This is a genomic window from Pseudomonas sp. WJP1 (genome assembly GCF_028471945.1).
In the GTDB taxonomy this organism is placed as follows: Bacteria; Pseudomonadota; Gammaproteobacteria; order Pseudomonadales; family Pseudomonadaceae; genus Aquipseudomonas.
On the sequence record NZ_CP110128.1, the window covers coordinates 4,957,115 to 4,980,453 of the forward strand.

Genomic DNA, 23,339 nt, shown 5'->3' on the forward strand with positions numbered 1-23,339 from the left:
TCACAGGCCTGCGTGGGCGGCGATGGCAGCGGCGATGGCCAGGGCCAGCTCTTCGGGTTTGCGCTTGATCGAGTAGTTGGTCAGTTCAGGGTGGCTTTCGACGAAGCTGGTGTTGAACTGGCCGCTACGGAATTCCGGGTTACGCAGGATTTCCTGGTAGTACGCGGCGGTGGTCTTGACCCCTTGCACACGCATGTCGTCCAGCGCGCGCAGGCCACGGTCCATCGCTTCTTCCCAGGTCAGCGCCCACACCACCAGTTTCAGGCACATGGAGTCGTAGAACGGTGGAATGGTGTAGCCGGTGTAGATCGCCGTGTCGGTCCGTACGCCCGGACCGCCGGGTGCGTAGTAACGGGTGATCTTGCCGAAGCTGGGCAGGAAGTTGTTTTTCGGGTCTTCGGCGTTGATCCGGAACTGCAGCGCGAAACCGCGGTGCTGGATGTCTTCCTGTTTCACCGAGAGCGGCAGGCCGGACGCAATGCGGATCTGCTCACGGACGATGTCGATGCCGGTGATTTCTTCGGTGATGGTGTGTTCCACCTGCACCCGGGTGTTCATTTCCATGAAGTACACCTCGCCCTCGGCGAGCAGGAACTCCACGGTACCGGCGTTCTCGTAACCCACGGCCTTGGCTGCACGCACCGACAGGTCGCCGATGTAGGCGCGCTGTTCCGGGGTCAGTTGCGGGCTCGGTGCGATTTCGATCAGCTTCTGGTTGCGGCGCTGGATCGAGCAATCACGCTCGAACAGGTGCACCACGTTGCCAAAGCTGTCGCCGAGGATCTGTGCTTCGATGTGCTTGGGGTTGACGATGCATTTTTCCAGGAACACTTCCGCGGAACCGAACGCCTTGGTGGCTTCGGAAATGACGCGCGGGAACGCCTGTTCAAGTTCTTCACGGCTGTTGCAGCGACGGATACCGCGACCGCCACCACCGGAAGTGGCCTTGAGCATCACCGGGTAACCGATGCGGTCGCCTTCGGTGAGGGCCTCTTCGATACCGGAGACGTTGCCTTCGGTACCCGGTGTGACCGGAACGCCCGCCTTGATCATGCTGCGGCGTGCTTCGGTCTTGTCACCCATGCGGCGAATGACTTCAGCCGATGGACCGATGAATTTGATCCCGCGTTCGGCGCAGATGTCTGCCAGCTCGGCGTTTTCCGAGAGGAAACCGTAGCCAGGGTGCAAGGCATCGCAACCGGTTTCCACGGCCAGGTTCACCAGCTTGCGCGGGTTCAGGTAACCGGCCAGTGGCTCGGCACCGATACTGTGGGCCTCATCCGCACGCTTGACATGCAAGGCATGGCGATCGGCGTCGGAATAGATCGCGACCGAGCGAATGCCCATTTCGGCACAAGCGCGTACGATTCGTACGGCAATCTCACCGCGGTTGGCGATCAGGATCTTTTTTATCACTTGGAGTTTCCCTTGATCCGGTGGTACCCACGACCTGCTAGACCAGGTCGACGCGTGACCAAATGTTTCAATTTGGTCGCAACGCCACACTAGCGCTCACAAGGGATTAACAAAAATGAATAATTATTGGGTCATGCATAAGTAAAGACTTATAGTTGACACACCAGCCTGTGGCCAGAGTGCTCAAATAATGCGTAAGTCCTTGATGCGTATGACATTACGTCAATTGCAGATCTTCAACGAAGTCTGTGACCTGAGGTCCTACAGCCGCGCGGCCGACGAAATGTCCCTCACGCAACCGGCCGTCAGCCTGCAGATTCGGCAGCTTGAGGAGCTGGTGGGCCAGCCCCTGTTCGATTATGTCGGCAAAAAGCTCTACATGACCGAAGCCGCGGAAGCCCTGCAACGGGCGAGCCGGGACATTTTCGGGCGCCTGGAAAACCTCGACATGCAGCTGTCGGACATGCAGGGCTCACTGCAAGGCCAACTGAAACTGGCGGTGGAATCGAGCGCCAAGTATTTCGTACCGCACCTGTTTGCCGCCTTCAAGCGCCAGCATCCGGAAGTGAACCTGCAACTGACGGTGGTCAATCGCGCCCAGGTGATTCGGCGACTGTCGGACAACCGCGACGACCTGGTGATCATGTCCATGGTGCCGCAGGACATGGGGCTGGAGTTCCTGCCGTTCCTGAACAACCCGATCGTTGCGGTGGCACCGCCCGACCACCCGCTGTGCCACCAGGGGCCCTTGCGCCTGCAGGACCTTGAGCCTTACACCTTGCTGATGCGCGAGGTGGGCTCGGGAACGCGATTGGCCTGCGAAGAATACTTCAAGGAGAAGCGCGTGCACTTCAACCAGACCCAAGAGGTCTCTTCGGCAGAAGCCCAGCGCGAATGCGTGCTGGCGGGTCTGGGCGTGGCGCTGTTGACGCGCCACGCCCTGAACCTTGAATTGGCCACCGGCGGCTTGATCGAGTTGCCGATCGAGGAACTGCCGCTCTACCGCAGCTGGTGCCTGGTACAGGCCAAGGCCAAGCGCCTGTCACCGGTGGCTCACGCGTTCCTTGCGTTCATTCGCAGCGAAAGAATTCAGATCAGCGCGCTGGTTGAGCGCTTCGACGGGAAGTCGGCGCTGCTGCCTGCCAGTAATTGAGCTCCAGGTCGCCAGTAAAATCAGCGATCTCGGCCTGAAGCTGACGCTGCTCACAGCGATCTTCGATCGCACGGCGAAACGCCATGCGGCGCTGGTCTTCCTGCTGACGACGGGTTTTGACGACGCTGTTGCGTTCTTCGTAGGGGGCCATCTCAGTTCTCCCAAGTCGGTACGGGAGTTTCAAGATAGGCGCGAGGAGTGACGGTTTGGCGGCGGGCGGGTTACAGGGATGTGAATGTTCGGCGCCTTCGAGGACGCCTTCGCGAGCAGGCTCGCTCCCACATTTGATCAGCAGTGGTCATAGGACCCGTGGGAGCGAGCCTGCTCGCGATAGGGTCGGAACGACCTTCCAGCGGATTCAGATCAGAATCAGTCGTCCAGCGCCTTCACCGACTTGGGCGACAGGCGCAAGCTGCGCAGGCTGCGCTTGACGCTCTTGAGGTGGTTGACCAGGCTCGGCCCGCGGGCCATGGCCACGCCCATGGCCAATACATCGATCACTACCAGGTGGGCGATACGCGAGGTCAGCGGCGTGTAGATTTCGGTGTCTTCATGAACGTCGATGGCCAGGTTGACGGTCGACAGCTCGGCCAAAGGCGTCTGGCTCGGGCACAAGGTAATCAACGAGGCGCCGCTCTCACGTACCAGGTTGGCGGTGATCAGCAAATCCTTGGAGCGGCCGGACTGCGAAATGCAGATCGCCACGTCGCTGGGCTTCAGGGTGACCGCCGACATCGCCTGCATGTGTGGATCGGAATACGCCGCCGCCGTGAGCAGCAAGCGGAAAAACTTGTGCTGCGCATCTGCCGCCACCGCACCGGAGGCGCCGAAACCATAGAACTCGACGCGCTGGGCCTGGGACATGAGCGTCACCGCGCGCTGCAACTCCAGCGGATCGAGTTTCTCGCGAACCTCCATCAGCGTGTGCAGGGTGGTGTCGAAAATCTTCAGGCTGTAGTCCGCTACCGAATCGTCCTCATGGATCGCGAACTGCCCGAAACTCGCGCCCGCCGCCAGGCTCTGGGCCAGCTTCAGCTTCAAGTCCTGGAAACCCGAGCAACCGATGGCGCGGCAAAAGCGCACGATGGTCGGCTCACTGATCCCCACGCTGTGGGCCAGGTCAGCCATGGAACTGTGCATCACGGCCGCAGGATCAAGCAAAACGTGATCGGCGACCTTGAGCTCCGACTTGCGTAACAGGTGGCGTGACTGGGCGATGTGTTGCAGCAGATTCAAAGGGCTGGACTCTTTTTTATTTGGCAGGCGCCGGGGATGTAGCACGCTTGTAGTTATACTACATGAATCGTCTTTTTGCCTGCTGAATAAGTAACTGAATTGTCTTCGCCACACCCTGTTTAGGCGGGATGGGCTGTATGTAGCAGTAAATCCGGCCTTTGCCGCCAAGGATTTTTTGCGAAAAAAAGCCCGCAGTGTGAGCGGGCGAAAGACCAAAGAAGCTATATGCGCAGTCGCTTCTATGTGGAGAAAGCTGCTTGGGGGATCAGCTTCCTCGGTACGTTGAATAGCTGTAGGGCGAAATGAGCAGCGGCACATGGTAGTGATCCTGCTCGGCAGAGATGCCAAAACGCAGCACCACCACATCCAGGAATGCCGGCTCCGGCAACTGGACGCCACGGGCGCGGTAGTAGTCGCCTGCATGGAACTGAACCTGATAGACCCCGGTCCGGTAGTCATCGCCCTGCAGCAGCGGTGCATCGACACGGCCATCGCTGTTGGTTATCGCGCTGGCGACCAATTCCAGCTGCGAACCTTCAACACGGTACAACTCGACCTTGATCGAGCTGCCCGGGCAACCATGTGCAGCGTCCAAAACGTGTGTAGTCAAACGTCCCATTGATTCTGCGCGCCTGCCTGCATGGAGCAGCCAGACTTCGCGCCTCCCGAAGTCAGATGAAAAGGAGACCGCACCGATTCGGAGCACGAAAAGCTGCGGCGAGCGATTGATTAAGACACTTTTCAAAAAAATTGTACACAATAAAAAAGACATTTTTGCGACTGACGGCGCCAACGATCGAAATCCCGTCGATTTCCCGGGAAACCTTACCTCCCCTGAAGCCCACAATCATTAACTGACCACTCAGGCAGATTTCTTGCAGGTGCATGCCAATAGCACGCAAAGATGACCGTTAACGAAAAATGCAAAAAATCAGGCTTACAAAGTGAATATAAAGTTGTATACAATCAACCCATCGCTGTGACGCCAGCCAGTGATCCAACCTTTTAGTCGCGTCACACCAACTGTCACCACGAATACAAGAAGGAAGACTGCAGTGAGCGCTGACTACCCTCGCGACCTGATCGGTTACGGCAGTAACCCTCCGCACCCACACTGGCCGGGCAATGCCCGCATCGCCCTGTCATTCGTACTCAATTACGAAGAAGGCGGCGAGCGCAACATCCTGCACGGCGATAAAGAGTCCGAAGCGTTTCTTTCGGAAATGGTCTCCGCCCAGCCGCTGCAGGGCGCGCGCAACATGAGCATGGAATCGCTGTACGAGTATGGCAGCCGCGCCGGCGTCTGGCGGATTCTGAAGCTGTTCAAGGAATTCGACATCCCGCTGACCGTCTTCGCCGTGGCCATGGCCGCCCAGCGTCACCCGGATGTGATCCGCGCGATGGTCGATGCCGGCCACGAGATCTGCAGCCACGGCTACCGCTGGATCGACTACCAGTACATGGACGAGAATCAGGAACGCGAGCACATGCTCGAAGCGATCCGCATCCTCACCGAAATCACCGGCGAGCGTCCGCTGGGCTGGTACACCGGTCGCACCGGCCCCAACACCCGCAAGCTGGTGATGGAAGAAGGCGGTTTCCTCTACGACTGCGACACCTACGACGACGACCTGCCCTACTGGGAACCAAACAACCCGACCGGCAAGCCGCACCTGGTGATCCCGTACACTTTGGACACCAACGACATGCGCTTCACCCAGGTCCAGGGTTTCAACAAGGGCGACGACTTCTTCGAATACCTCAAGGATGCGTTCGACGTGCTCTACGCCGAAGGCGCCGAAGCCCCGAAAATGCTGTCGATCGGCCTGCACTGCCGCCTGATCGGCCGTCCGGCGCGTCTGGCTTCGCTCAAGCGCTTTATCGAATACGCTAAAAGTCATGAACAGGTGTGGTTCAGCCGCCGCGTCGACATCGCACGCCACTGGCAGGAAACCCACCCGTACCAAGGGGCCGCGAAATGAGCGCCTTTCAAACATTGAAACCCTCGACCTTGAGCCGCGACGCCTTCGTCAAAGCCTTCGCCGACATCTACGAACATTCGCCATGGGTGGCCGAGAAGGCCTTCGACCTGGGCCAGGACGCTTCGATCGACGAGATCGAAACCCTGCACCAGCGCATGAGCGACATCCTGTTGAGCGCCGATCATCAAAGCCAGCTGGCATTGATCAACGCTCACCCGGACCTGGCCGGCAAAGCCGCCGTCCAGGGCCAGTTGACCGAAGCCAGCACCAATGAACAGGCTGGCGCCGGTATTCACCAATGCACGGCCGAAGAGTTTTCTCGCTTCACCGAGCTGAACGACGCCTACAAGGCCAAGTTCAAGTTTCCCTTCATCATGGCGGTAAAAGGCAGCAACCGGCATCAGATCCTCGCGGCGTTCGAAACGCGCATTCACAACCCGGAAGATACCGAGTTCAAGTGCGCGCTGGCGGAGATCAACAAGATCGCCCTGTTCCGATTACTGACCCTATAGCGAGCTTTGCCCGAGTATTCAAAACGCGAGAATGCCCAGGGCACTGCAAGCATCCCAAGCCACTTATTTAAAGGCAGACAAGAAGAATGAAAGCTTACGCCGTACCTTTCGAGAAGTTCGTCAACCTGGCCGACGCCCGCCTGGGCACCAAGATCATCTCGGTCACCGATGACTGGTTCGCAGACGCCAACCGCCTGTTCCAACCGACCCCGGCCGTGTGGAAGGAGGGCGTGTTCGATGACAACGGCAAGTGGATGGACGGCTGGGAGTCGCGCCGCAAGCGCTTCGAAGGCTTCGACAGCGCAGTGATCCGCCTGGGCGTGCCAGGTTCGATCAAGGGCGTGGACATCGACACTTCATTCTTCACCGGCAACTTCCCGCCGTCGGCTTCCCTGGAAGCCTGCTTCCTGGCCGAAGGCGAGCCGAACGAAAACACCCAGTGGACTGAAGTGCTGTCGGCCGTCGAGCTGCAAGGCAACAGCCACCACTACCACGAAATCAGCAACGACCAGGCGTTCAGCCACCTGCGCTTCAACATCTATCCGGATGGCGGCGTGGCCCGTCTGCGCGTGTACGGCATCCCGTTCCGCGACTGGTCCGCCGTGGGTGACAACGAGCAAGTCGACCTGGCCGCAGCCCTCAACGGTGGCCGCGCCCTCGCCTGCTCCGACGAACACTTCGGCCGCATGAGCAACATCCTCAACCCGGGCCGTGGCATCAACATGGGCGACGGCTGGGAAACCGCACGTCGTCGCACGCCAGGCAATGACTGGGTGATCGTCGCGCTGGGCCACCCGGGCGAGATCGAGAAAATCATCGTCGACACCCTGCACTTCAAGGGCAACTACCCGGACAGCTGCTCGATCCAGGGCGCGTTCGTGAAAGGCGGTACCGACAGCCAGATCGAAACCCAGTCGCTGTTCTGGCGCGAACTGCTGCCAAGCCAGAAGCTGGAAATGCACGCCGAACACACCTTCGCCGAGCAGATCAAGGCACTGGGCCCGATCACCCACATCCGCCTGAACGTGTTCCCGGATGGTGGCGTGAGCCGCCTGCGCGTACTCGGCAAGGTAGCTAAATAAGGGTGAACCCAATCGCTGGCAAGCCAGCTCCCACAGGTCTTGTGAACGCCACAGTCCACTGTGGGAGCGGGCTTGCCCGCGATGGCGATAGTTCTAACAACACAGAATTTTGGATAAGAAGACCAGCATGCGCACACTGACGATTGAACCGCTGACCAAAGAAGCCTTCGCCCCTTTCGGTGACGTGATCGAAACCGACGGCAGCGATCACTTCATGATCAACAACGGTTCGACCATGCGCTTCCATAAACTGGCTGTGGTCGAAACCGCAAAGCCAGAGGACAACGCGATCATCAGCATCTTCCGCGCCGATGCGCAGGACATGCCGCTGACCGTCAGCATGCTGGAGCGTCATCCGCTGGGCAGCCAGGCTTTCATTCCGCTGCTCGGCAACCCCTTTCTGATCGTGGTCGCGCCACTTGGCGATGAACCTGTATCAGGCTTGGTCCGCGCCTTCGTTACCAACGGCAGGCAGGGCATTAATTACCATCGCGGCGTCTGGCACCACCCGGTGCTGACGATCGAAAAGCGGGATGACTTCCTGGTGGTTGATCGCAGTGGCACAGGCAATAACTGCGATGAGCATTTTTTCAAAGAGGATGAGCGTTTGATCCTCGCCCCCCACCAATAAGAGAAGGTCCGATCACTCGACAACAAGAGTGACGGGCGAGAGGTAAAGACTGTGGAAGCACATCTGTTGGAATGGCTGAACCTGAGCGTGCGCTGGGTTCACATGATTACTGGCGTGGCCTGGATCGGTGCGTCGTTCTACTTCGTCTGGCTGGAAAACAACCTCAATCGGGTCAACCCGAAAAGCGGTCTGGCCGGTGACTTGTGGGCGATCCACGGCGGCGGTATCTACCACCTGGAAAAATACAAGCTGGCCCCACCGACCATGCCGGACAACCTGCACTGGTTCAAATGGGAAGCCTACTTCACCTGGATGTCGGGGATCGCGCTGCTGTGCGTGGTGTTCTACTCCAACCCAACGCTCTACCTGCTTGCTCCGGGCAGCACCCTGAGCGGCCCTGAAGGCGTGGCCATCGGTATCGGCTCGCTGTTCATCGGCTGGTTCATCTACTCCTTCCTCTGCGACTCGGCCCTGGGCAAACGCCCTGCCCTGCTGGGTTTCATCCTGTTCGTGTTGATCATCGGCGCCGCCTATGGCTTCAGCAAGGTGTTCAGCGGTCGTGGTGCTTACCTGCACGTCGGCGCGATCATCGGCACCATCATGGTCGGCAACGTGTTCCGCATCATCATGCCGGCGCAACGCGCTCTGGTAGCGGCCATCGCCGAGAACCGCACGCCCGATCCGGCACTGCCGGCCAAAGGCCTGCTGCGTTCGCGTCACAACAACTACTTCACCTTGCCGGTGCTGTTCATCATGATCAGCAACCACTTCCCGAGCACCTACGGCAGCCAGTACAACTGGTTGATCCTGGCCGGGATCGCGGTGCTGGCGGTGTTGGTGCGTCACTACTTCAACACCCGTCACGACAGCCACAAGTTTGCCTGGACCCTGCCGGTGGCAGCGGTGGGCATGATTTGCCTGGCATATGTGTCCGGTCCGAAGCCGATGTCGAGCGCGCCTGAAGTGGCCAAGGCACCTGCCGCGATCGAATACCAGCCTCTGCCGGAAACAGCAGTGGGTGGTGGTTTGAAACCAGCTGAAGCAAAACCTGCCGAAGCCCCCGCAGCCGCGCCAGCCCAGGCGTCCAATGCCGGTCCTGGTTTCGACAAGGTGCACAGCGTGATCCAGGAACGTTGCGCAGTCTGCCATTCGGCCAAGCCGACCAGCCCGCTGTTCAGCGCCGCTCCTGCCGGCGTCATGTTCGACACCCCCGAGCAGATCCGCCAGAACGCGGCGCGCATCCAGGCTCAAGCTGTCGCCACCCAGATCATGCCGTTGGGCAACATCACCCAGATGACCCAGCAGGAACGTGACCTGATCGGCGCCTGGATCGTTCAGGGTGCTCCGACCAATTAAGTAGCGAAAAGCATCGCTGGCAAGCCAGCTCCCACAGGGATCACCTAAATCCTGTGGGAGCTGGCTTGCCAGCGATTGGCCGCGATGCGGTCGCCCTGATGCAAAAAATCACAAGAATAAAAATGATCCGAGGTGTTGCATGTCCGAGCTCTCCCAAGCACGCATCCCCGACGCACCCGCCATTCAGCGTTTGCCCCTTTTGCAACTGATCCTGGTCGGTCTGCAACATGTTCTGCTGATGTACGGCGGCGCCATCGCGGTGCCGCTGATCATCGGACAGGCCGCTGGCCTGAATCGTGAAGAAATCGCCTTCCTGATCAACGCCGACCTGCTGGTCGCCGGCATCGCCACCATCGTCCAGTCTCTCGGCATCGGCCCCATGGGCATCCGCATGCCGGTGATGATGGGTGCCAGTTTCGCCGCCGTCGGCAGCATGGTCGCCATGGCTGGCATGCCGGGCATCGGCCTGCAGGGGATCTTCGGCGCGACCATCGCCGCCGGGTTCTTCGGCATGCTCATCGCGCCGTTCATGTCCAAAGTCGTGCGCTTCTTCCCGCCCCTGGTCACAGGCACGGTCATCACCTCGATCGGTTTGTCGCTGTTCCCCGTGGCCGTGAACTGGGCCGGTGGCGGTGCTGACGCCGCTCAATTTGGTTCGCCGATCTACCTGACCATCGCCGCGCTGGTGCTGGGCACCATCCTGCTGGTGCATCGCTTCATGCGCGGTTTCTGGGTGAATATTTCCGTGCTGATCGGCATGTGCCTGGGCTACGTGCTCTGCGGCCTGCTGGGCATGGTCGACCTCAGCGGCATGGCCCAGGCGCCATGGCTGCAATTTGTCACCCCGCTGCACTTCGGCATGCCGAAATTCGAGCTCGCGCCGATCCTCTCGATGTGCCTGGTGGTGGTGATCATTTTCGTCGAATCCACCGGGATGTTCCTGGCCCTGGGGAAAATCACCGGCCAGGAGGTCTGCCCACGGATGCTGCGTCGCGGCTTGCTGTGTGACGCCGGCGCCTCGTTCTTCGCCGGCTTCTTCAACACCTTCACCCACTCCTCCTTCGCGCAGAACATCGGCCTGGTGCAGATGACCGGCGTGCGTTGCCGCTCGGTGACCATCGTTGCCGGCGGCTTGCTGATCGTACTGAGCCTGCTGCCCAAGGCCGCGTTCCTCGTGGCCTCGATTCCACCGGCGGTGCTGGGCGGCGCGGCGATCGCGATGTTCGGCATGGTCGCCGCCACCGGGATCAAGATCCTGCAGGAAGCCGACATCGGTGACCGACGCAACCAATTGCTGGTGGCGGTAAGCATCGGCATGGGCCTGATCCCGGTGGTACGTCCGGAATTTTTCGCCCACCTGCCGGTGTGGATGAGCCCGATAACCCACAGCGGTATCGCCATGGCCACGCTTAGCGCCCTGACCTTGAACCTGCTGTTCAACATCCTCGGCGGCACCGAACGCGCGGCCATCAACGACTGCCACGCCCACTAAGACAGAAACGCACACCCCCTGTAGGAGCGAGCCTGCTCGCGATGACGGTATGACATTCAACACTTGAGTTGACTGATTCAACGCTATCGCGAGCAGGCTCGCTCCTAAAGGGGCAGGGGTTTCCTGCGCCTTGAAAAATAAAAACAAGAGGGAGCAACAGATGATTCGTACACAGAAAAACATGCTGTTGGGTGCTGGCCTCCTGGCCGCGAGTCAAGCCATGGCCGGCGATTTGCTGTTGTGGCAAACCAACAGCCTGAGCTATCTGTACGGCAAGGATTTCGCGGTCAACCCGTCGATCCAGCAGACGATCACCTTCGAACACGCCGATCGCTGGAAGTACGGCGACAACTTCATGTTTGTCGACAGCACCTACTACAACGGCGAGAAGGACCGCAACAAAGGCTCTCACGCCTACTACGGCGAGTTCAGCCCGCGACTGTCCTTCGGCAAGATCCTCGATCGCCGTTTCGAATTCGGCCCGATCAAGGACGTGTTGCTGGCCCTGACCTACGAGAATGGCGAAGACGACAGCGAGGCCTACCTCATTGGCCCCGGTTTCGACATCGCGATACCGGGTTTCAACTTTTTCACCTTGAACTTCTACTATCGCCAGACCGAAGGCTCGCGTCCCGGCGACGATGTCTGGCAGATCTCGCCGGCCTGGTCCTACACCGTGCCACTGGGCAACTCGAGCCTGCTGATCGACGGCTACCTCGACTGGGTCGTCGACAACGACCAGAACTCGCGCGGCACCTATCACGCCAACGTGCACTTCAACCCACAGATCAAATACGACCTGGGCAAAACCCTCGGCTGGCGGGAGAAACAGGTGTACGTCGGCGTCGAATACAGCTACTGGAAGGACAAATACGGCATCGAAAACACTGGCAACTTCGACACCAATGAAAACACCACCAGCCTGCTGGTGAAGGTGCATTTCTAAGATGATCCGCAACCGTGCCCCAAACCTGTCGTCGGTGCGCTGTTGCGGGGCACTTGAGACCTGGCCGAGGAGTCAGTATTCTCCGCGGCCGCCTGAATCCGCTTTAAAAAAAAGCCCGGATTTAATTCCTGACCAGAAAGCCAACTTATCCCGGCTCTGGACGGTACCAAGGCATCCCCAAACCACTCTCAATCGACTGTTTTCAGGCAGCCGAGCGGGAGTTTTTTTGTTTTCTGAAAGCCTTGGCGCAGCTCTTGCTAACAGCACAAAGCTGACCGAATGGATGATTTTTTTGCAGCTACGGAAAAAGGCGCCACACCAGAGCGTCGACCTTAAAAAAATAACGTGAAACCACTACTTTTTGGGAGCAACCGAATGAAACGTACGTGCACTAGCCTGATGCTGGCAGGATCGTTGCTGGCAGGGGGTCAGGCCATGGCCGGCGACTTGCTGCAATGGCAGAACAACAGCCTGACCTACCTGTATGGCAAGGACTTCCAGGTCAACCCGCGCATCCAGCAGACGGTGACCTTCGAACACGCCGACGGCTGGAAATACGGCGACAACTTCTTCTTCATCGACAAAATCTTCTACAACGGTAAGGAAGACGCCTTCGCGGGCAAGAACACCCACTACGGCGAATTCAGCCCGCGCTTGTCGTTCAACAAGATTTTTGACCAGAAGCTGGAGTTCGGCCCGATCAAGGACGTGCTGCTGGCCATGACCTATGAGTTCGGCGAAGACGACACCGAATCGTACCTGATCGGCCCGGGTTTCGACCTGGCCATCCCCGGCTTCGACTACTTCCAGCTGAACTTCTACAACCGCCACACCGAAGGCGATCGCCCGGGTGACAACATCTGGCAGGTCACGCCGGCCTGGTCCTACACCATTCCGGTGGGCGACTCGAGCATCCTGATCGACGGTTTCATGGACTGGGTAGTCGACAACGACGTCAACAAGAAAGGCGAATACCACGCCAACCTGCACTTCAACCCACAGATCAAATATGACCTGGGCAAGGCGCTGAGCCTGGGCGAAAAGCAGCTGTACGTGGGTGTCGAGTATGACTACTGGAAAAACAAGTACGGTATCGAAGACAGCCAGGGCTTCAAGACCGATCAGAGCGTGACCAGCTTCCTGGTCAAGGTGCACTTCTGATCCGACGGCGTCTGTAAGGACGCCTTCGCGGGCAAGCCCGCTCCTACAGGTTTTTTCGTCGTACGAAAATTTTGTGTCCGACGCCAATCACTGTGGGAGCGGGCTTGCCCGCGATGGCCGCACCGCCAATCTCACGCCAAAACCACAGGCTCCGCCAACCCGAGAAACCGGCAAATCTCCCCGCGCTTGGCCAGCGCATCCCGCCGCCCCAGATCAATCAACTCGCTGCAATACCCCGCCTCGAACAGCAGATAACTCAACACCCCTGCCCCGCTGGTCTTCGTCGCCCCCGGCCCACGCAAAAACAGACGCAGCGCCGCTGGCAGTTCCTGGCGATGGCGCGCGGCGATCTCGTCGATCGGCTGGCTGGGTGAAATCACCAACACCTCCACCGGCGCCACCCCCAGCGTTCGGATCGGCGTGCCATCGGGCATGAGGCGACTGAACTGATTCAAGCGCTGCAAGAGCTCGATATCGCTTTCCAGGCTATCGATGAACGTACTGTTGAGCATGTGTCCACCGATCTGCGCCAGGGTTGGCTGCTGACCCGTGTAGGCGCGTTGCAGCGGTTGTTCCGGGTCGACCCCGCGCGGGTTACCGCTGACGCCCACCACCAGCACCCGGTTGGCGCCCAGATGCAAGGCCGGGCTGATCGGTGCCGATTGGCGCACCGCGCCGTCGCCGAAATATTCTTCGCCGATTTTCACCGGAGCGAACAACAGCGGAATGGCCGAACTGGCGAGCAAATGGTCAACGGACAATTGGGTGGGAACGCCGATCCGCCGATGACGCAACCAGGCGTCAATGGTGCCGCCGCCCTGATAGAACGTCACCGCCTGACCGGACTCGTAGCCGAACGCCGTGACCGCGACGGCCTGCAACTGCTTCTGCGCGATGGCGTGGGCTATGCCGCCCATGTGCAGTTTGTCGTCGAGCAATCCGCGTAGCGGCGAGCTGTTGAGCAACGCCACGGGCACCTGGGCGCCAAGGCCCAACAAGCTGTGACTGACGAACCGGGTGGCCTGGCTGATCACGCCCGGCCAGTCGCTGCGCAACACCAGGTGGCTGCGAAAACCCTGCCAGAACGCCGTCAGCCGCTCGATGGCCGCGCGAAAATCCATCGCCCCGCTGGCCAGGCTAACCGCATTGATCGCCCCGGCGGAGGTGCCGACAATCACCGGAAAAGGATTGTCCGCGCCCAAGGGCAGCAACTCGGCAATCGCCGCCAGCACGCCCACCTGATAGGCCGCCCGAGCCCCGCCGCCGGAAAGGATCAACCCAGTGACGGGTTCAGCAGGACTCATCGCAACACTCCATGGTGCATTTCGGGATCGGCCGGTTAGCCGCGCTTTGCGTACAGCTTCGGTTCGCCGGGCGGACGGCTCTTGAAGCGGCGATGGGCCCAGAGGTATTGCTCTGGACAATCGCGCAAGACGCCTTCGATCCATTGGTTGATGCGCAAGCAGTCGGCTTCTTCGGTTTCACCAGGAAAGCCTTCGAGCGGTGCGTGGATCACCAGGCGATAACCACTCCCGTCCGCCAGGCGCTCCTGGGTGAACGGCACCACCAGCGCCTTGCCCAGCCGCGCGAATTTGCTGGTGGCGGTGACGGTGGCGGCCTGTATGCCGAACAACGGCACGAAAATGCTTTGCTTGGCGCCATAATCCTGGTCCGGCGCGTACCAGATCGCGCGGCCGGCCCGCAGCAACTTGAGCATGCCACGCACGTCCTCGCGTTCCACGGCGAGCGAATCGAGGTTATGCCGCTCACGACCGCGACGCTGCACATAATCGAATAGCGGGTTCTTGTGTTCGCGGTACATGCCGTCGATGGTGTGCTGCTGGCCAAGCAGCGCCGCACCGATTTCCAGCGTGGTGAAGTGGACGGCCATCAGGATCACGCCCTTGCCCTCACGCTGGGCATTCTTCAGGTGCTCCAGGCCCTCGACATGAGCCAGTTTCGCCAGCCGCTCGCGCGACCACCACCAGCTCATCGCCATTTCGAAGAAAGCGATACCGGTGGACGCGAAGTTTTCCTTTAACAGGCGCTTGCGCTCGGCCGCGGATTTTTCCGGGAAGCACAGTTCCAGATTACGCTTGGCAATGCGCCGCCGGTCGGCCGCTGCTCGATACATCAAGGCACCCAAGCCCCGACCGATCCACAGCAATACAGGGTACGGCAGCTGGACAATCAGCCATAACAGCCCCAGGCCGCACCAGAGCGGCCAGAAACGCGGCATCAGAAAAGTTGTTCGAAAACGCGGGCGATCCATTAAAGGTTCCGAAAAGACGTTGGCCGCGCATTCTACATCGTTCGACCCGGCTTGCGGCTCGCGGGCGTTCTCGTTATAAGTCTGGGCACTTTTAGTGACAAGTCGTTGTATGCCGACCATGAGCCAAACCGAACTGCTAGACCAAGATCCCGTGTTCCAGTTGAAGGGCAGCATGCTTGCCATAACGGTGCTGGAACTGGCCCGAAATGACCTTGAAGGCCTCGATCGGCAGTTGGCCGCCAAAGTCGCCCAAGCGCCGAACTTCTTCAGTAACGCGCCGCTGGTCCTGGCCCTGGACAAGCTCCCGGCCAACGGCGGCACCGTCGATCTGCCCGGCCTGATGCGCATCTGCCGCCAGCATGGCCTTCGTACCCTGGCTATCCGCGCCAGCCGCATCGAAGACATCGCGGCGGCCATCGCGGTCGACCTGCCGGTACTGCCGCCGTCCGGGGCCCGCGAACGGGCGCTGGACTTGAACGAAGGCGTCGTGGCGAAAAAGCCGGAAAAACCAGCGGAACCGACCATCAAACCGACGAAAATTATCACTTCGCCAGTACGCGGTGGCCAGCAGATTTATGCCCAGGGCAGCGATCTGGTGGTGATCTCCTCGGTCAGCCCGGGGGCGGAACTTCTCGCCGATGGGAACATCCATGTATACGGCGCGATGCGCGGTCGTGTGCTGGCGGGCGTCAAAGGCGACACCAAGGCACGAATTTTCTGCCAGCAAATGAGCGCTGAACTGATCTCCATCGCCGGTCATTACAAGGTTTCCGAAGATCTGCGCCGCGACCCGTTGTGGGGCTCGGGCGTGCAGGTCAGCCTGTCAGGCGACGTGTTGAACATCATTCGGCTTTAACGGATACTGCCGCATTTTCCAAGCATCTCTAAAACGTAGCGAAAACGGCTCAAACGAAGTAGGAAACAGGCTACAAACAGTGTTTACCGGGGGTAAATGCCGTCTGCGGCCATATTCCAGCCAAGGCTGTCCCGCTGCTGTAGTTTTCAAGAGATGTTTTTCAGGGGCTAAAAGTCCTTTTTCCTTAGGGGTGAAACACCTTGGCCAAGATTCTCGTGGTTACATCCGGCAAGGGTGGTGTGGGTAAGACCACCACCAGCGCCGCTATCGGTACCGGCCTCGCTCTGCGCGGTCACAAAACAGTCATCGTCGACTTCGACGTCGGTTTGCGTAACCTTGACCTGATCATGGGTTGCGAGCGCCGCGTGGTGTATGACTTCGTCAACGTGGTCAACGGCGAAGCCAACCTGCAACAGGCCCTGATCAAAGACAAGCGCCTGGAAAACCTCTACGTACTGGCGGCCAGCCAGACCCGCGACAAAGACGCGCTGACGGTCGAAGGCGTGGAAAAAGTCCTGATGCAGCTCAAGGAAGACTTCGAGTTCGTGGTCTGCGACTCCCCGGCGGGCATCGAAAAAGGCGCCCACCTGGCCATGTACTTCGCTGACGAAGCGATCGTGGTGACCAACCCGGAAGTGTCCTCGGTGCGTGACTCCGATCGCATGCTCGGCCTGCTGGCCAGCAAGTCCCGTCGCGCCGAGCGCGGCGAAGACCCGATCAAGGAACACCTGCTGATTACCCGTTACCATCCAGAGCGCGTAAGCAAGGGCGAAATGCTCGGCGTCGAAGACGTCAAGGAAATCCTCTCGGTGGCGCTGCTCGGCGTGATCCCTGAATCCCAGGCGGTGCTCAAGGCATCCAACCAGGGCGTTCCGGTGATTCTCGACGACCAGAGCGATGCCGGCCAGGCCTACAGCGATACCGTTGACCGCCTGCTGGGCAAAACCGTGGAACATCGTTTCCTCGATGTACAGAAGAAGGGATTCTTCGAGCGCCTGTTTGGAGGCAACTAAACAATGAACCTTTTTGACTTCTTTCGTGCCAACAAAAAGCAAAGCACCGCGTCGGTAGCGAAAGAGCGTCTACAGATCATCGTGGCGCACGAACGCGGCCAACGCAGTACCCCGGATTACCTGCCAGCCTTGCAGAAGGAACTGGTCGAAGTGATTCGCAAGTACGTCAATATCGGGTCCGATGACGTGCACGTCGCACTGGAAAGCCAGGGCAGCTGCTCGATTCTGGAACTCAATATCACCCTGCCAGATCGCTGAGTCGATCCGACTGGAACCACGGCGGTTCAGGCCAGCAGGCCTGAACCGCCGTTGGCGTTTGTAACGAGGCTGTTTAATGCCGCTGTCCAATATCCACATCATCCATGAGGACGCCGCTGTCCTGGTGGTCAACAAACCCACCCTGTTGCTCTCCGTGCCCGGCCGGGCCGACGACAACAAGGATTGCCTGATTACCCGCCTGCAGGAAAACGGCTACCCGGAAGCGCGAATCGTCCATCGACTGGATTGGGAAACCTCCGGCATCATCCTGCTGGCCCGCGATGCCGACACACACCGTGAACTGTCCAGGCAATTTCACGACCGCGAAACCGAAAAAGCCTACACCGCATTGTGCTGGGGCCAGCCGGCGCTCGACAGTGGCAGCATCGACTTGCCGCTGCGCTACGACCCGCCGACCAAGCCACGCCACGTGGTGGACCATGAATTCGGCAAGCACGCCCTGACCTTCTGGCGTGTGCTGGAGCGTTGCGGCGATTGGTGTCGCGTCGAACTCACGCCAATCACCGGCCGCTCGCACCAATTGCGCGTACACATGCTGTCGATCGGTCATCCACTGCTGGGCGACGGACTCTACGCCCATGAGCAAGCCCTGGCCGCCTGGCCACGCCTGTGCCTGCATGCAAGCATGCTCAGTTTCACTCACCCGCAGAGCGGTGAGCGACTGCGCTTCGAATGCCCCGCACCTTTTTGAGCGAGTGACCACTGAAACTCTTTGAAACGCCCTTCCTTTGAAGGGCGTTGTCATTTGTCGTTACAAATAACCAATCATGGAAATTTCGTGAAAGCATTGTCATAATTTTGTAATGAATCGTAAAATGATGGCAATTCGATACCAGGCAGGAAGCCCCGTGCTCAGCAGTAAAAAGCTTCAAAGCGACTACCCCATCACCTTTGTATCCGGCAATACCACCCTGCACCTGTGCCAGCCACCCAGCGTCGAAGCGCAACAGGCGCTTGAACAACTCATAAAAAAACGCAAAGCCAACAAGCTCACGCGGGCGAGTGCACCGCTGTCCTCTGGCCCCAGGCCGCTGTTTGCCAAGGTCCAGCCATTGGATACATTCAAGGCAAAAGTGCGCGTCACCCTGGGCAAACCACAGCGCAACGGTCGGTTCGACTGGCCACTGGAAGAGTTGCTGAACACCCGGGAAGCCCAGCGCCGCGGTGCTCCAATGCCCGCGCTGGAGGGATATGGCTATACACGGGATCGTCTGGGCCTGACCCGCGAATACTTCATCCTCACGCGCCTGCTCGATGAGCACATCGACGGTATGCGGTGGCTTAAACACAACCCGGACAAGGTCGTAACCTTCATTCTCAACGCGTTCGAATTGCTTGGCTCGCTGTCCCGAAAGAACATCACCCATATGGATTTCTGGGCCGGCAATATCATGATCCCCAAAAAGTCGCAAAAACCGTTGCAAGCCATAGACTTTGAAAACTGTTTTGCCGAGCCACCCCCTCACTTCAGTGCGACGCTCGGTTTTCAGTTGGGGTTCTTCTATCACCGCGAAATCTACAAACTGATTACCGAAGCCGACTATGACCACCTGGTTGATCAATACATCCAGGCGCTTCCCGGCGTTTCGCGAAAACAGTTCGATGAGGCTTATCACCCGAGTAAACACGAACATGTCGGACGTAAACAGCGACGTGAAGTCTTCCTCAGCGGTAAATTGATCACCGGCTGACGGCGGCACCAGGCCTTTGGACCGGGTAGACATTTCCAGACGACAGCGCACCTGCATTGCCCCAGGCCAATACGGTCAACTTGCACTCCTGTTGCCTGGGGCTACTTTTGAGCTACGACTGCGAACGCCCGGACTACATCAAGCTCGGCCGCTGCCTGCAAGCCCATGGCATCTCATCCAACAACAGTTTCAAGCTGTATAACATTGAGCACCTGGCCAGGCCTGGCGCTGAAAGCTCTTGTCCAATGCTTCGGGCCAATACGTTAAACTGGCGCCATTGCTGTCTGGAGCTACTTATGCGCGAAGAGTTGAACCAAGGCCTGATCGATTTCCTCAAGGCCTCCCCTACCCCGTTTCATGCCACCGCCAGCCTTGTTCAGCGACTGGAAGCGGCGGGCTTCCAACGCCTGGACGAACGCGAGCCATGGAACACCGAAGCCAATGGTCGCTACTACGTCACCCGCAATGACTCGTCGATCGTCGCGATCAAGATGGGCCGGCACTCGCCGCTGCACGGCGGCATTCGCCTGGTCGGCGCCCACACCGACAGCCCGTGCCTGCGGGTCAAGCCCCAGCCGGAACTGCAACGCCAGGGTTTCTGGCAATTGGGCGTGGAAGTTTATGGCGGCGCCCTGCTGGCCCCCTGGTTCGACCGCGACCTGTCCCTGGCCGGTCGTGTCACCTTCCGTCGTGATGGCAAGGTCGAGAGCCAGTTGATCGACTTCAAGGCACCGATTGCGATCATCCCCAACCTGGCCATTCACCTCAACCGTGAAGCCAACATGGGCTGGGCAATCAACGCCCAGACCGAACTGCCGCCGGTACTGGCGCAATTCGCCGGTGACGAGCGCGTGGACTTCCGCGCCGTACTCACCGACCAGCTGGCCCGCGAACACGGCCTGAACGCCGATGTCGTGCTGGATTACGAACTGAGTTTCTACGACACCCAAAGCGCGGCCGTCATCGGCCTGCACGGTGATTTCATCGCCGGCGCGCGCCTGGACAACCTGCTGTCATGTTATGCCGGCCTGCAAGCGCTGCTGACCACCGACACCGATGAAACCTGCGTCCTTGTTTGCAATGACCACGAGGAAGTCGGTTCCTGCTCGGCCTGTGGCGCCGACGGCCCGATGCTGGAGCAGACGCTGCGTCGCCTGCTGCCGGAAGGTGATGAGTTCGTGCGTACCATTCAGAAATCCCTGCTGGTTTCGGCCGACAACGCCCACGGCGTGCACCCCAACTACGCCGACAAGCACGATGCCAATCACGGCCCGAAACTCAACGCCGGCCCCGTGATCAAGGTCAACAGCAACCAGCGCTACGCCACCAACAGCGAAACCGCCGGGTTCTTCCGTCACCTGTGCATGGCCGAAGAGGTGCCGGTACAGAGCTTCGTGGTGCGCAGCGACATGGGTTGCGGGTCGACCATCGGCCCGATTACCGCCAGCCACCTGGGCGTGCGTACCGTGGACATCGGCCTGCCGACCTTCGCCATGCATTCGATCCGCGAACTGTGCGGCAGCCATGACCTGGCGCATCTGGTCAAAGTGCTGAGCGCGTTCTACGCCTGCCGCGAATTGCCGTAGGGCACCTGTAGGAGCCAGGCTTGCCGGCGAAGAACGATGACGCGGTGTGCCAGGAGCACCGCATCGCCTGGTTCGCCGGCAAGTCGGATCGCCGCACCGCTGGCTCCTACAGCGAACCAAGCGAAGCGGTGTGTCAATCACACCACCTACGCCGGTAAGTCGATTTGCCGCACGGCAGCCCCCGCAAAGCCACCTAAACTTCACTTATCCCTTTCGACAAGGCAGTCGCCATGATCACGATGTCCTCGTTCCACGCCATGCTCATCCCCATTCTTATCGGGATGATCATGCTGGCAGTCGGTTTCAATTTTCGCGACAAGAACGCTGGCGTGCTCGCCATGTGGCTCGGCATGCTGTTGATCCTGGCCACGGTGATCTTCAAGATCCTCGCCAAACTCAACGAATAAATCCCCACCCCCGCTCGCATTGGTTTTGACGGGCTCGTACACTCGGTCGATCTGCCCATTTAGAGGTTGACCGCCTAGTGTTCGCTCGCCTGTTCGCCCTGCCGTGCCTTTTCCTAATCTGCCTGATGACACTGATGGCGCCAGCGCCTGCCCAGGCCGCCGGGCTGCCGAGCCTGCTTGGCAGCCCGGCAAAAACCCAACCCGAGGCGCAGGAACCCCTTGGGCAATCCCTGGACGAAGTCATCAAGTCGCTGGAGAACGATCAGCAGCGCAGCAAACTGCTGGCGGATCTGAAGAAGCTGCGCGATGCCACCAAAAAAGCCCAACCGGCCGCCGAAGAAGGCGTGCTGGGCCTGATTGGCGGAACCCTGGCCAGTTTCGAAAAGCAATTCTCCGGCGCCGACAGCCCGATCACTCGCTGGTCCAGCGAGTTCGACCTGGCCAAGGATGAATTGATGGCGCTGGCACTGCCGGCCAGCGAGTGGCTGCCGATCATCTTCGCCTTTGCCATGATCCTGATGGTCTGGAGCCTGCTGGCGGCGGCGCTGATCTGGGTCAGCCATCGAGTCCGAATGCGTTTCGGCCTGACCGAAGAACTGCCGCAACACCCCAGGGCCCTGGACATGCTGCGTTTCGCCCTGCGCAAGCTGGGGCCGTGGCTGATTGCCCTGGTCATCACCGTCTACATGAGTTACGCCCTGCCATCGTCGCTCGGTAAAAGCCTGGCCATGGTGCTGGCTTACGCCCTGGTGGTCGGCACCTGTTTCTCCGCGATCTGCGTGATTGCCTTTTCCCTGCTCGACGGCCCTCATCGTCACAGGGCCCTGTACATCCTGCGGCACCAGGCCTTCCGCCCGCTATGGTTGATCGGCAGTTTCGCCGCTTTCGGTGAAGCCCTGAACGACCCGCGCCTGACGGAAAGCCTTGGCGTGCACCTGGCCCACACCGCAGCGACGGTGGCCAATGTGTTGGCAGCATTGTCCACGGGGTTGTTCATCCTGCGTTTCCGCCGCCCGATTGCCCACTTGATCCGCAACCAGCCGCTGTCCCGGCGCCTGACCCGCCGCGCCCTCAGCGACACCATCGAAATTCTCGGCACCTTCTGGTTTGTACCGGCGCTGGTGCTGGTGGGGATTTCCCTGTTCGCTACCTTCGTCTCGGCCGGCGACACCAGCACCGCGCTGCGCCAGTCGCTGATCTGCACCGTGCTGCTGGTGTTGTGCATGGTCATCAATGGCCTGGTGCGCCGCCACGCGCTCAAACCGCAACGCGGCGCGAAGCGTCACGCCCTGTATTCGGAACGCCTGAAAAACTTCTTCTATACCCTCGCCCATCTGTTGGTATGGCTGGCATTCATTGAACTGGGCCTGCGGGTCTGGGGCATGTCGTTGATCAGCTTCACCGAAGGCGAAGGCCATGAGGTCAGCGTCAAACTGTTCAGCCTTATCGGCACGCTGATCTTTGCCTGGCTGATCTGGATCCTCAGCGACACCGCCGTGCATCACGCCCTCACCCGCTCGCGCAAAGGCCTGGCCAACGCCCGCGCACAGACCATGATGCCGCTGATCCGCAACGTGCTGTTCGTGGCGATTTTCATCATCGCGCTGATTGTCGCCTTGGCGAACATGGGCATGAACGTTACGCCACTGCTGGCCGGTGCCGGCGTGATCGGCCTGGCCATCGGCTTTGGCGCACAATCGCTGGTGGCCGACCTGATTACCGGGCTGTTCATCATCATCGAAGACTCCCTGGCCATCGACGACTACGTGGACGTCGGCGGCCACCTGGGCACCGTCGAGGGCCTGACCATTCGCACCGTACGCCTGCGGGACATCGACGGCATCGTCCACACCATTCCGTTCAGCGAAATCAAGAGCATCAAGAATTACTCCCGGGAATTCGGCTACGCGATCTTCCGGGTCGCGGTGCCTGCCAGCATGGACATCGACAATGCGATCAAGCTGATGCGCGACGTCGGCCAGAAAATGCGCACCGATCCGCTGCAACGGCGCAATATCTGGTCGCCCCTGGAGTTTCAGGGCGTGGAGAGTTTCGAGTCCGGCAATGCGATTCTGCGAGCCCGGTTCAAGACCGCGCCGATCAAGCAATGGGAAGTTTCACGGGCGTTCAACCTGTCGCTCAAACGGCATCTGGATGAAGCCGGGCTGGACCTGGCGACACCGCGCATGAGCATTCAGGTGGTGACGGCGGGTGGTGGGCCAGCTGCGGAATAATCCCAAAACCCAGGCATAAAAAATCCCCGAACCA

24 protein-coding genes are annotated in these 23,339 nt (G+C 59.8%); 18 read left to right on the forward strand and 6 right to left on the reverse strand.

The window, feature by feature from the left end; all coding sequences use genetic code 11:
* Positions 1-1,416 (reverse strand): acetyl-CoA carboxylase biotin carboxylase subunit, encoded by a 1,416-nt coding sequence (locus OH720_RS22270; protein ID WP_008056950.1) that lies wholly within the window; start codon positions 1,414-1,416, stop codon positions 1-3.
* Between the two features lie 190 nt (positions 1,417-1,606).
* On the opposite strand from OH720_RS22270, the gene OH720_RS22275 reads away from it, so the two are divergent.
* Positions 1,607-2,569: a LysR family transcriptional regulator gene (locus tag OH720_RS22275; protein WP_272602941.1), complete on the forward strand. Its 963-nt coding sequence runs from the start codon at positions 1,607-1,609 to the stop codon at positions 2,567-2,569.
* On the opposite strand, the gene OH720_RS22280 is transcribed toward OH720_RS22275, so the two are convergent.
* From OH720_RS22280 to uraH, 3 genes are all read right to left on the reverse strand, one after another.
* Positions 2,511-2,720 carry a PA3496 family putative envelope integrity protein gene (locus OH720_RS22280; RefSeq protein ID WP_272602942.1) on the reverse strand — a complete coding sequence of 70 codons (210 nt, stop codon included), beginning with the start codon at positions 2,718-2,720 and terminating at the stop codon, positions 2,511-2,513. The two genes, OH720_RS22275 and OH720_RS22280, sit on opposite strands and share 59 nt — an antisense overlap.
* Positions 2,721-2,938: 218 nt before the next feature.
* A complete protein-coding gene (gene hexR / locus OH720_RS22285; RefSeq protein ID WP_008056956.1) occupies positions 2,939-3,805 on the reverse strand; it encodes a transcriptional regulator HexR in 867 nt (288 codons plus the stop codon).
* A gap of 265 nt (positions 3,806-4,070) precedes the next feature.
* Positions 4,071-4,424 carry a hydroxyisourate hydrolase gene (gene uraH, locus OH720_RS22290; protein WP_008031462.1) on the reverse strand — a complete coding sequence of 118 codons (354 nt, stop codon included), beginning with the start codon at positions 4,422-4,424 and terminating at the stop codon, positions 4,071-4,073.
* Positions 4,425-4,860: 436 nt separating this feature from the next.
* Here uraH and puuE point away from each other — a divergent pair, with 436 nt between their 5' ends.
* From puuE to OH720_RS22335, 9 genes are all read left to right on the forward strand, one after another.
* Positions 4,861-5,787 carry an allantoinase PuuE gene (gene puuE / locus OH720_RS22295; protein ID WP_008056957.1) on the forward strand — a complete coding sequence of 309 codons (927 nt, stop codon included), beginning with the start codon at positions 4,861-4,863 and terminating at the stop codon, positions 5,785-5,787.
* Entirely contained in the window at positions 5,784-6,299 is a 516-nt protein-coding gene (gene uraD, locus OH720_RS22300; RefSeq protein ID WP_272602943.1) for a 2-oxo-4-hydroxy-4-carboxy-5-ureidoimidazoline decarboxylase, read from the forward strand. Before puuE ends, uraD begins: the two co-directional genes overlap by 4 nt.
* A gap of 86 nt (positions 6,300-6,385) precedes the next feature.
* The gene (alc, locus tag OH720_RS22305; protein WP_008056961.1) at positions 6,386-7,381 is read left to right on the forward strand and encodes an allantoicase; all 996 of its coding nucleotides are present in this window, start codon (positions 6,386-6,388) and stop codon (positions 7,379-7,381) included.
* 127 nt (positions 7,382-7,508) lie between these two features.
* Entirely contained in the window at positions 7,509-8,012 is a 504-nt protein-coding gene (locus tag OH720_RS22310; protein ID WP_007993087.1) for an ureidoglycolate lyase, read from the forward strand.
* A gap of 51 nt (positions 8,013-8,063) precedes the next feature.
* Complete coding sequence (locus OH720_RS22315) at positions 8,064-9,368, forward strand: urate hydroxylase PuuD (RefSeq protein WP_180203464.1); 1,305 nt, start codon at positions 8,064-8,066, stop codon at positions 9,366-9,368.
* A 139-nt stretch (positions 9,369-9,507) separates the two neighbouring features.
* Complete coding sequence (locus OH720_RS22320) at positions 9,508-10,860, forward strand: nucleobase:cation symporter-2 family protein (RefSeq protein WP_272602944.1); 1,353 nt, start codon at positions 9,508-9,510, stop codon at positions 10,858-10,860.
* A gap of 160 nt (positions 10,861-11,020) precedes the next feature.
* Positions 11,021-11,806, forward strand: a complete 786-nt coding sequence (locus OH720_RS22325) for an outer membrane protein OmpK (RefSeq protein ID WP_272602945.1) — start codon at positions 11,021-11,023, stop codon at positions 11,804-11,806.
* Between the two features lies 1 nt (position 11,807).
* Positions 11,808-12,155 carry a hypothetical protein gene (locus OH720_RS22330; RefSeq protein ID WP_272602946.1) on the forward strand — a complete coding sequence of 116 codons (348 nt, stop codon included), beginning with the start codon at positions 11,808-11,810 and terminating at the stop codon, positions 12,153-12,155.
* A gap of 26 nt (positions 12,156-12,181) precedes the next feature.
* Entirely contained in the window at positions 12,182-12,967 is a 786-nt protein-coding gene (locus tag OH720_RS22335; protein ID WP_180203468.1) for an outer membrane protein OmpK, read from the forward strand.
* A gap of 131 nt (positions 12,968-13,098) precedes the next feature.
* On the opposite strand, the gene OH720_RS22340 is transcribed toward OH720_RS22335, so the two are convergent.
* Both OH720_RS22340 and OH720_RS22345 read right to left on the reverse strand, forming a co-directional pair.
* Positions 13,099-14,271 carry a patatin-like phospholipase family protein gene (locus OH720_RS22340; RefSeq protein ID WP_272602947.1) on the reverse strand — a complete coding sequence of 391 codons (1,173 nt, stop codon included), beginning with the start codon at positions 14,269-14,271 and terminating at the stop codon, positions 13,099-13,101.
* A 35-nt stretch (positions 14,272-14,306) separates the two neighbouring features.
* Entirely contained in the window at positions 14,307-15,239 is a 933-nt protein-coding gene (locus OH720_RS22345) for a lipid A biosynthesis lauroyl acyltransferase (protein WP_272602948.1), read from the reverse strand.
* A gap of 118 nt (positions 15,240-15,357) precedes the next feature.
* Between OH720_RS22345 and minC the strand changes: the two genes are divergently transcribed.
* The 8 genes from minC (at position 15,358) to OH720_RS22385 (ending at position 23,305) form a co-directional block, all read left to right on the forward strand.
* Positions 15,358-16,095, forward strand: coding sequence for a septum site-determining protein MinC (gene minC, locus OH720_RS22350; RefSeq protein ID WP_272602949.1), 738 nt, complete (start codon positions 15,358-15,360; stop codon positions 16,093-16,095).
* A gap of 200 nt (positions 16,096-16,295) precedes the next feature.
* On the forward strand, positions 16,296-17,108 hold the full coding sequence (gene minD / locus OH720_RS22355; RefSeq protein WP_008056976.1) for a septum site-determining protein MinD: 813 nt from the start codon (positions 16,296-16,298) through the stop codon (positions 17,106-17,108).
* Between the two features lie 3 nt (positions 17,109-17,111).
* The gene (gene minE, locus OH720_RS22360) at positions 17,112-17,366 is read left to right on the forward strand and encodes a cell division topological specificity factor MinE (RefSeq protein WP_007974947.1); all 255 of its coding nucleotides are present in this window, start codon (positions 17,112-17,114) and stop codon (positions 17,364-17,366) included.
* A gap of 76 nt (positions 17,367-17,442) precedes the next feature.
* The gene (locus tag OH720_RS22365; RefSeq protein ID WP_008056978.1) at positions 17,443-18,078 is read left to right on the forward strand and encodes an RluA family pseudouridine synthase; all 636 of its coding nucleotides are present in this window, start codon (positions 17,443-17,445) and stop codon (positions 18,076-18,078) included.
* A gap of 157 nt (positions 18,079-18,235) precedes the next feature.
* Positions 18,236-19,078 (forward strand): hypothetical protein, encoded by an 843-nt coding sequence (locus OH720_RS22370; protein ID WP_008056979.1) that lies wholly within the window; start codon positions 18,236-18,238, stop codon positions 19,076-19,078.
* Positions 19,079-19,374: 296 nt separating this feature from the next.
* On the forward strand, positions 19,375-20,664 hold the full coding sequence (locus OH720_RS22375; RefSeq protein ID WP_046817960.1) for a M18 family aminopeptidase: 1,290 nt from the start codon (positions 19,375-19,377) through the stop codon (positions 20,662-20,664).
* 230 nt (positions 20,665-20,894) lie between these two features.
* On the forward strand, positions 20,895-21,071 hold the full coding sequence (locus OH720_RS22380) for a hypothetical protein (RefSeq protein WP_008056983.1): 177 nt from the start codon (positions 20,895-20,897) through the stop codon (positions 21,069-21,071).
* A 77-nt stretch (positions 21,072-21,148) separates the two neighbouring features.
* Complete coding sequence (locus tag OH720_RS22385) at positions 21,149-23,305, forward strand: mechanosensitive ion channel family protein (RefSeq protein ID WP_272602950.1); 2,157 nt, start codon at positions 21,149-21,151, stop codon at positions 23,303-23,305.
* Positions 23,306-23,339: the final 34 nt, after the last annotated feature.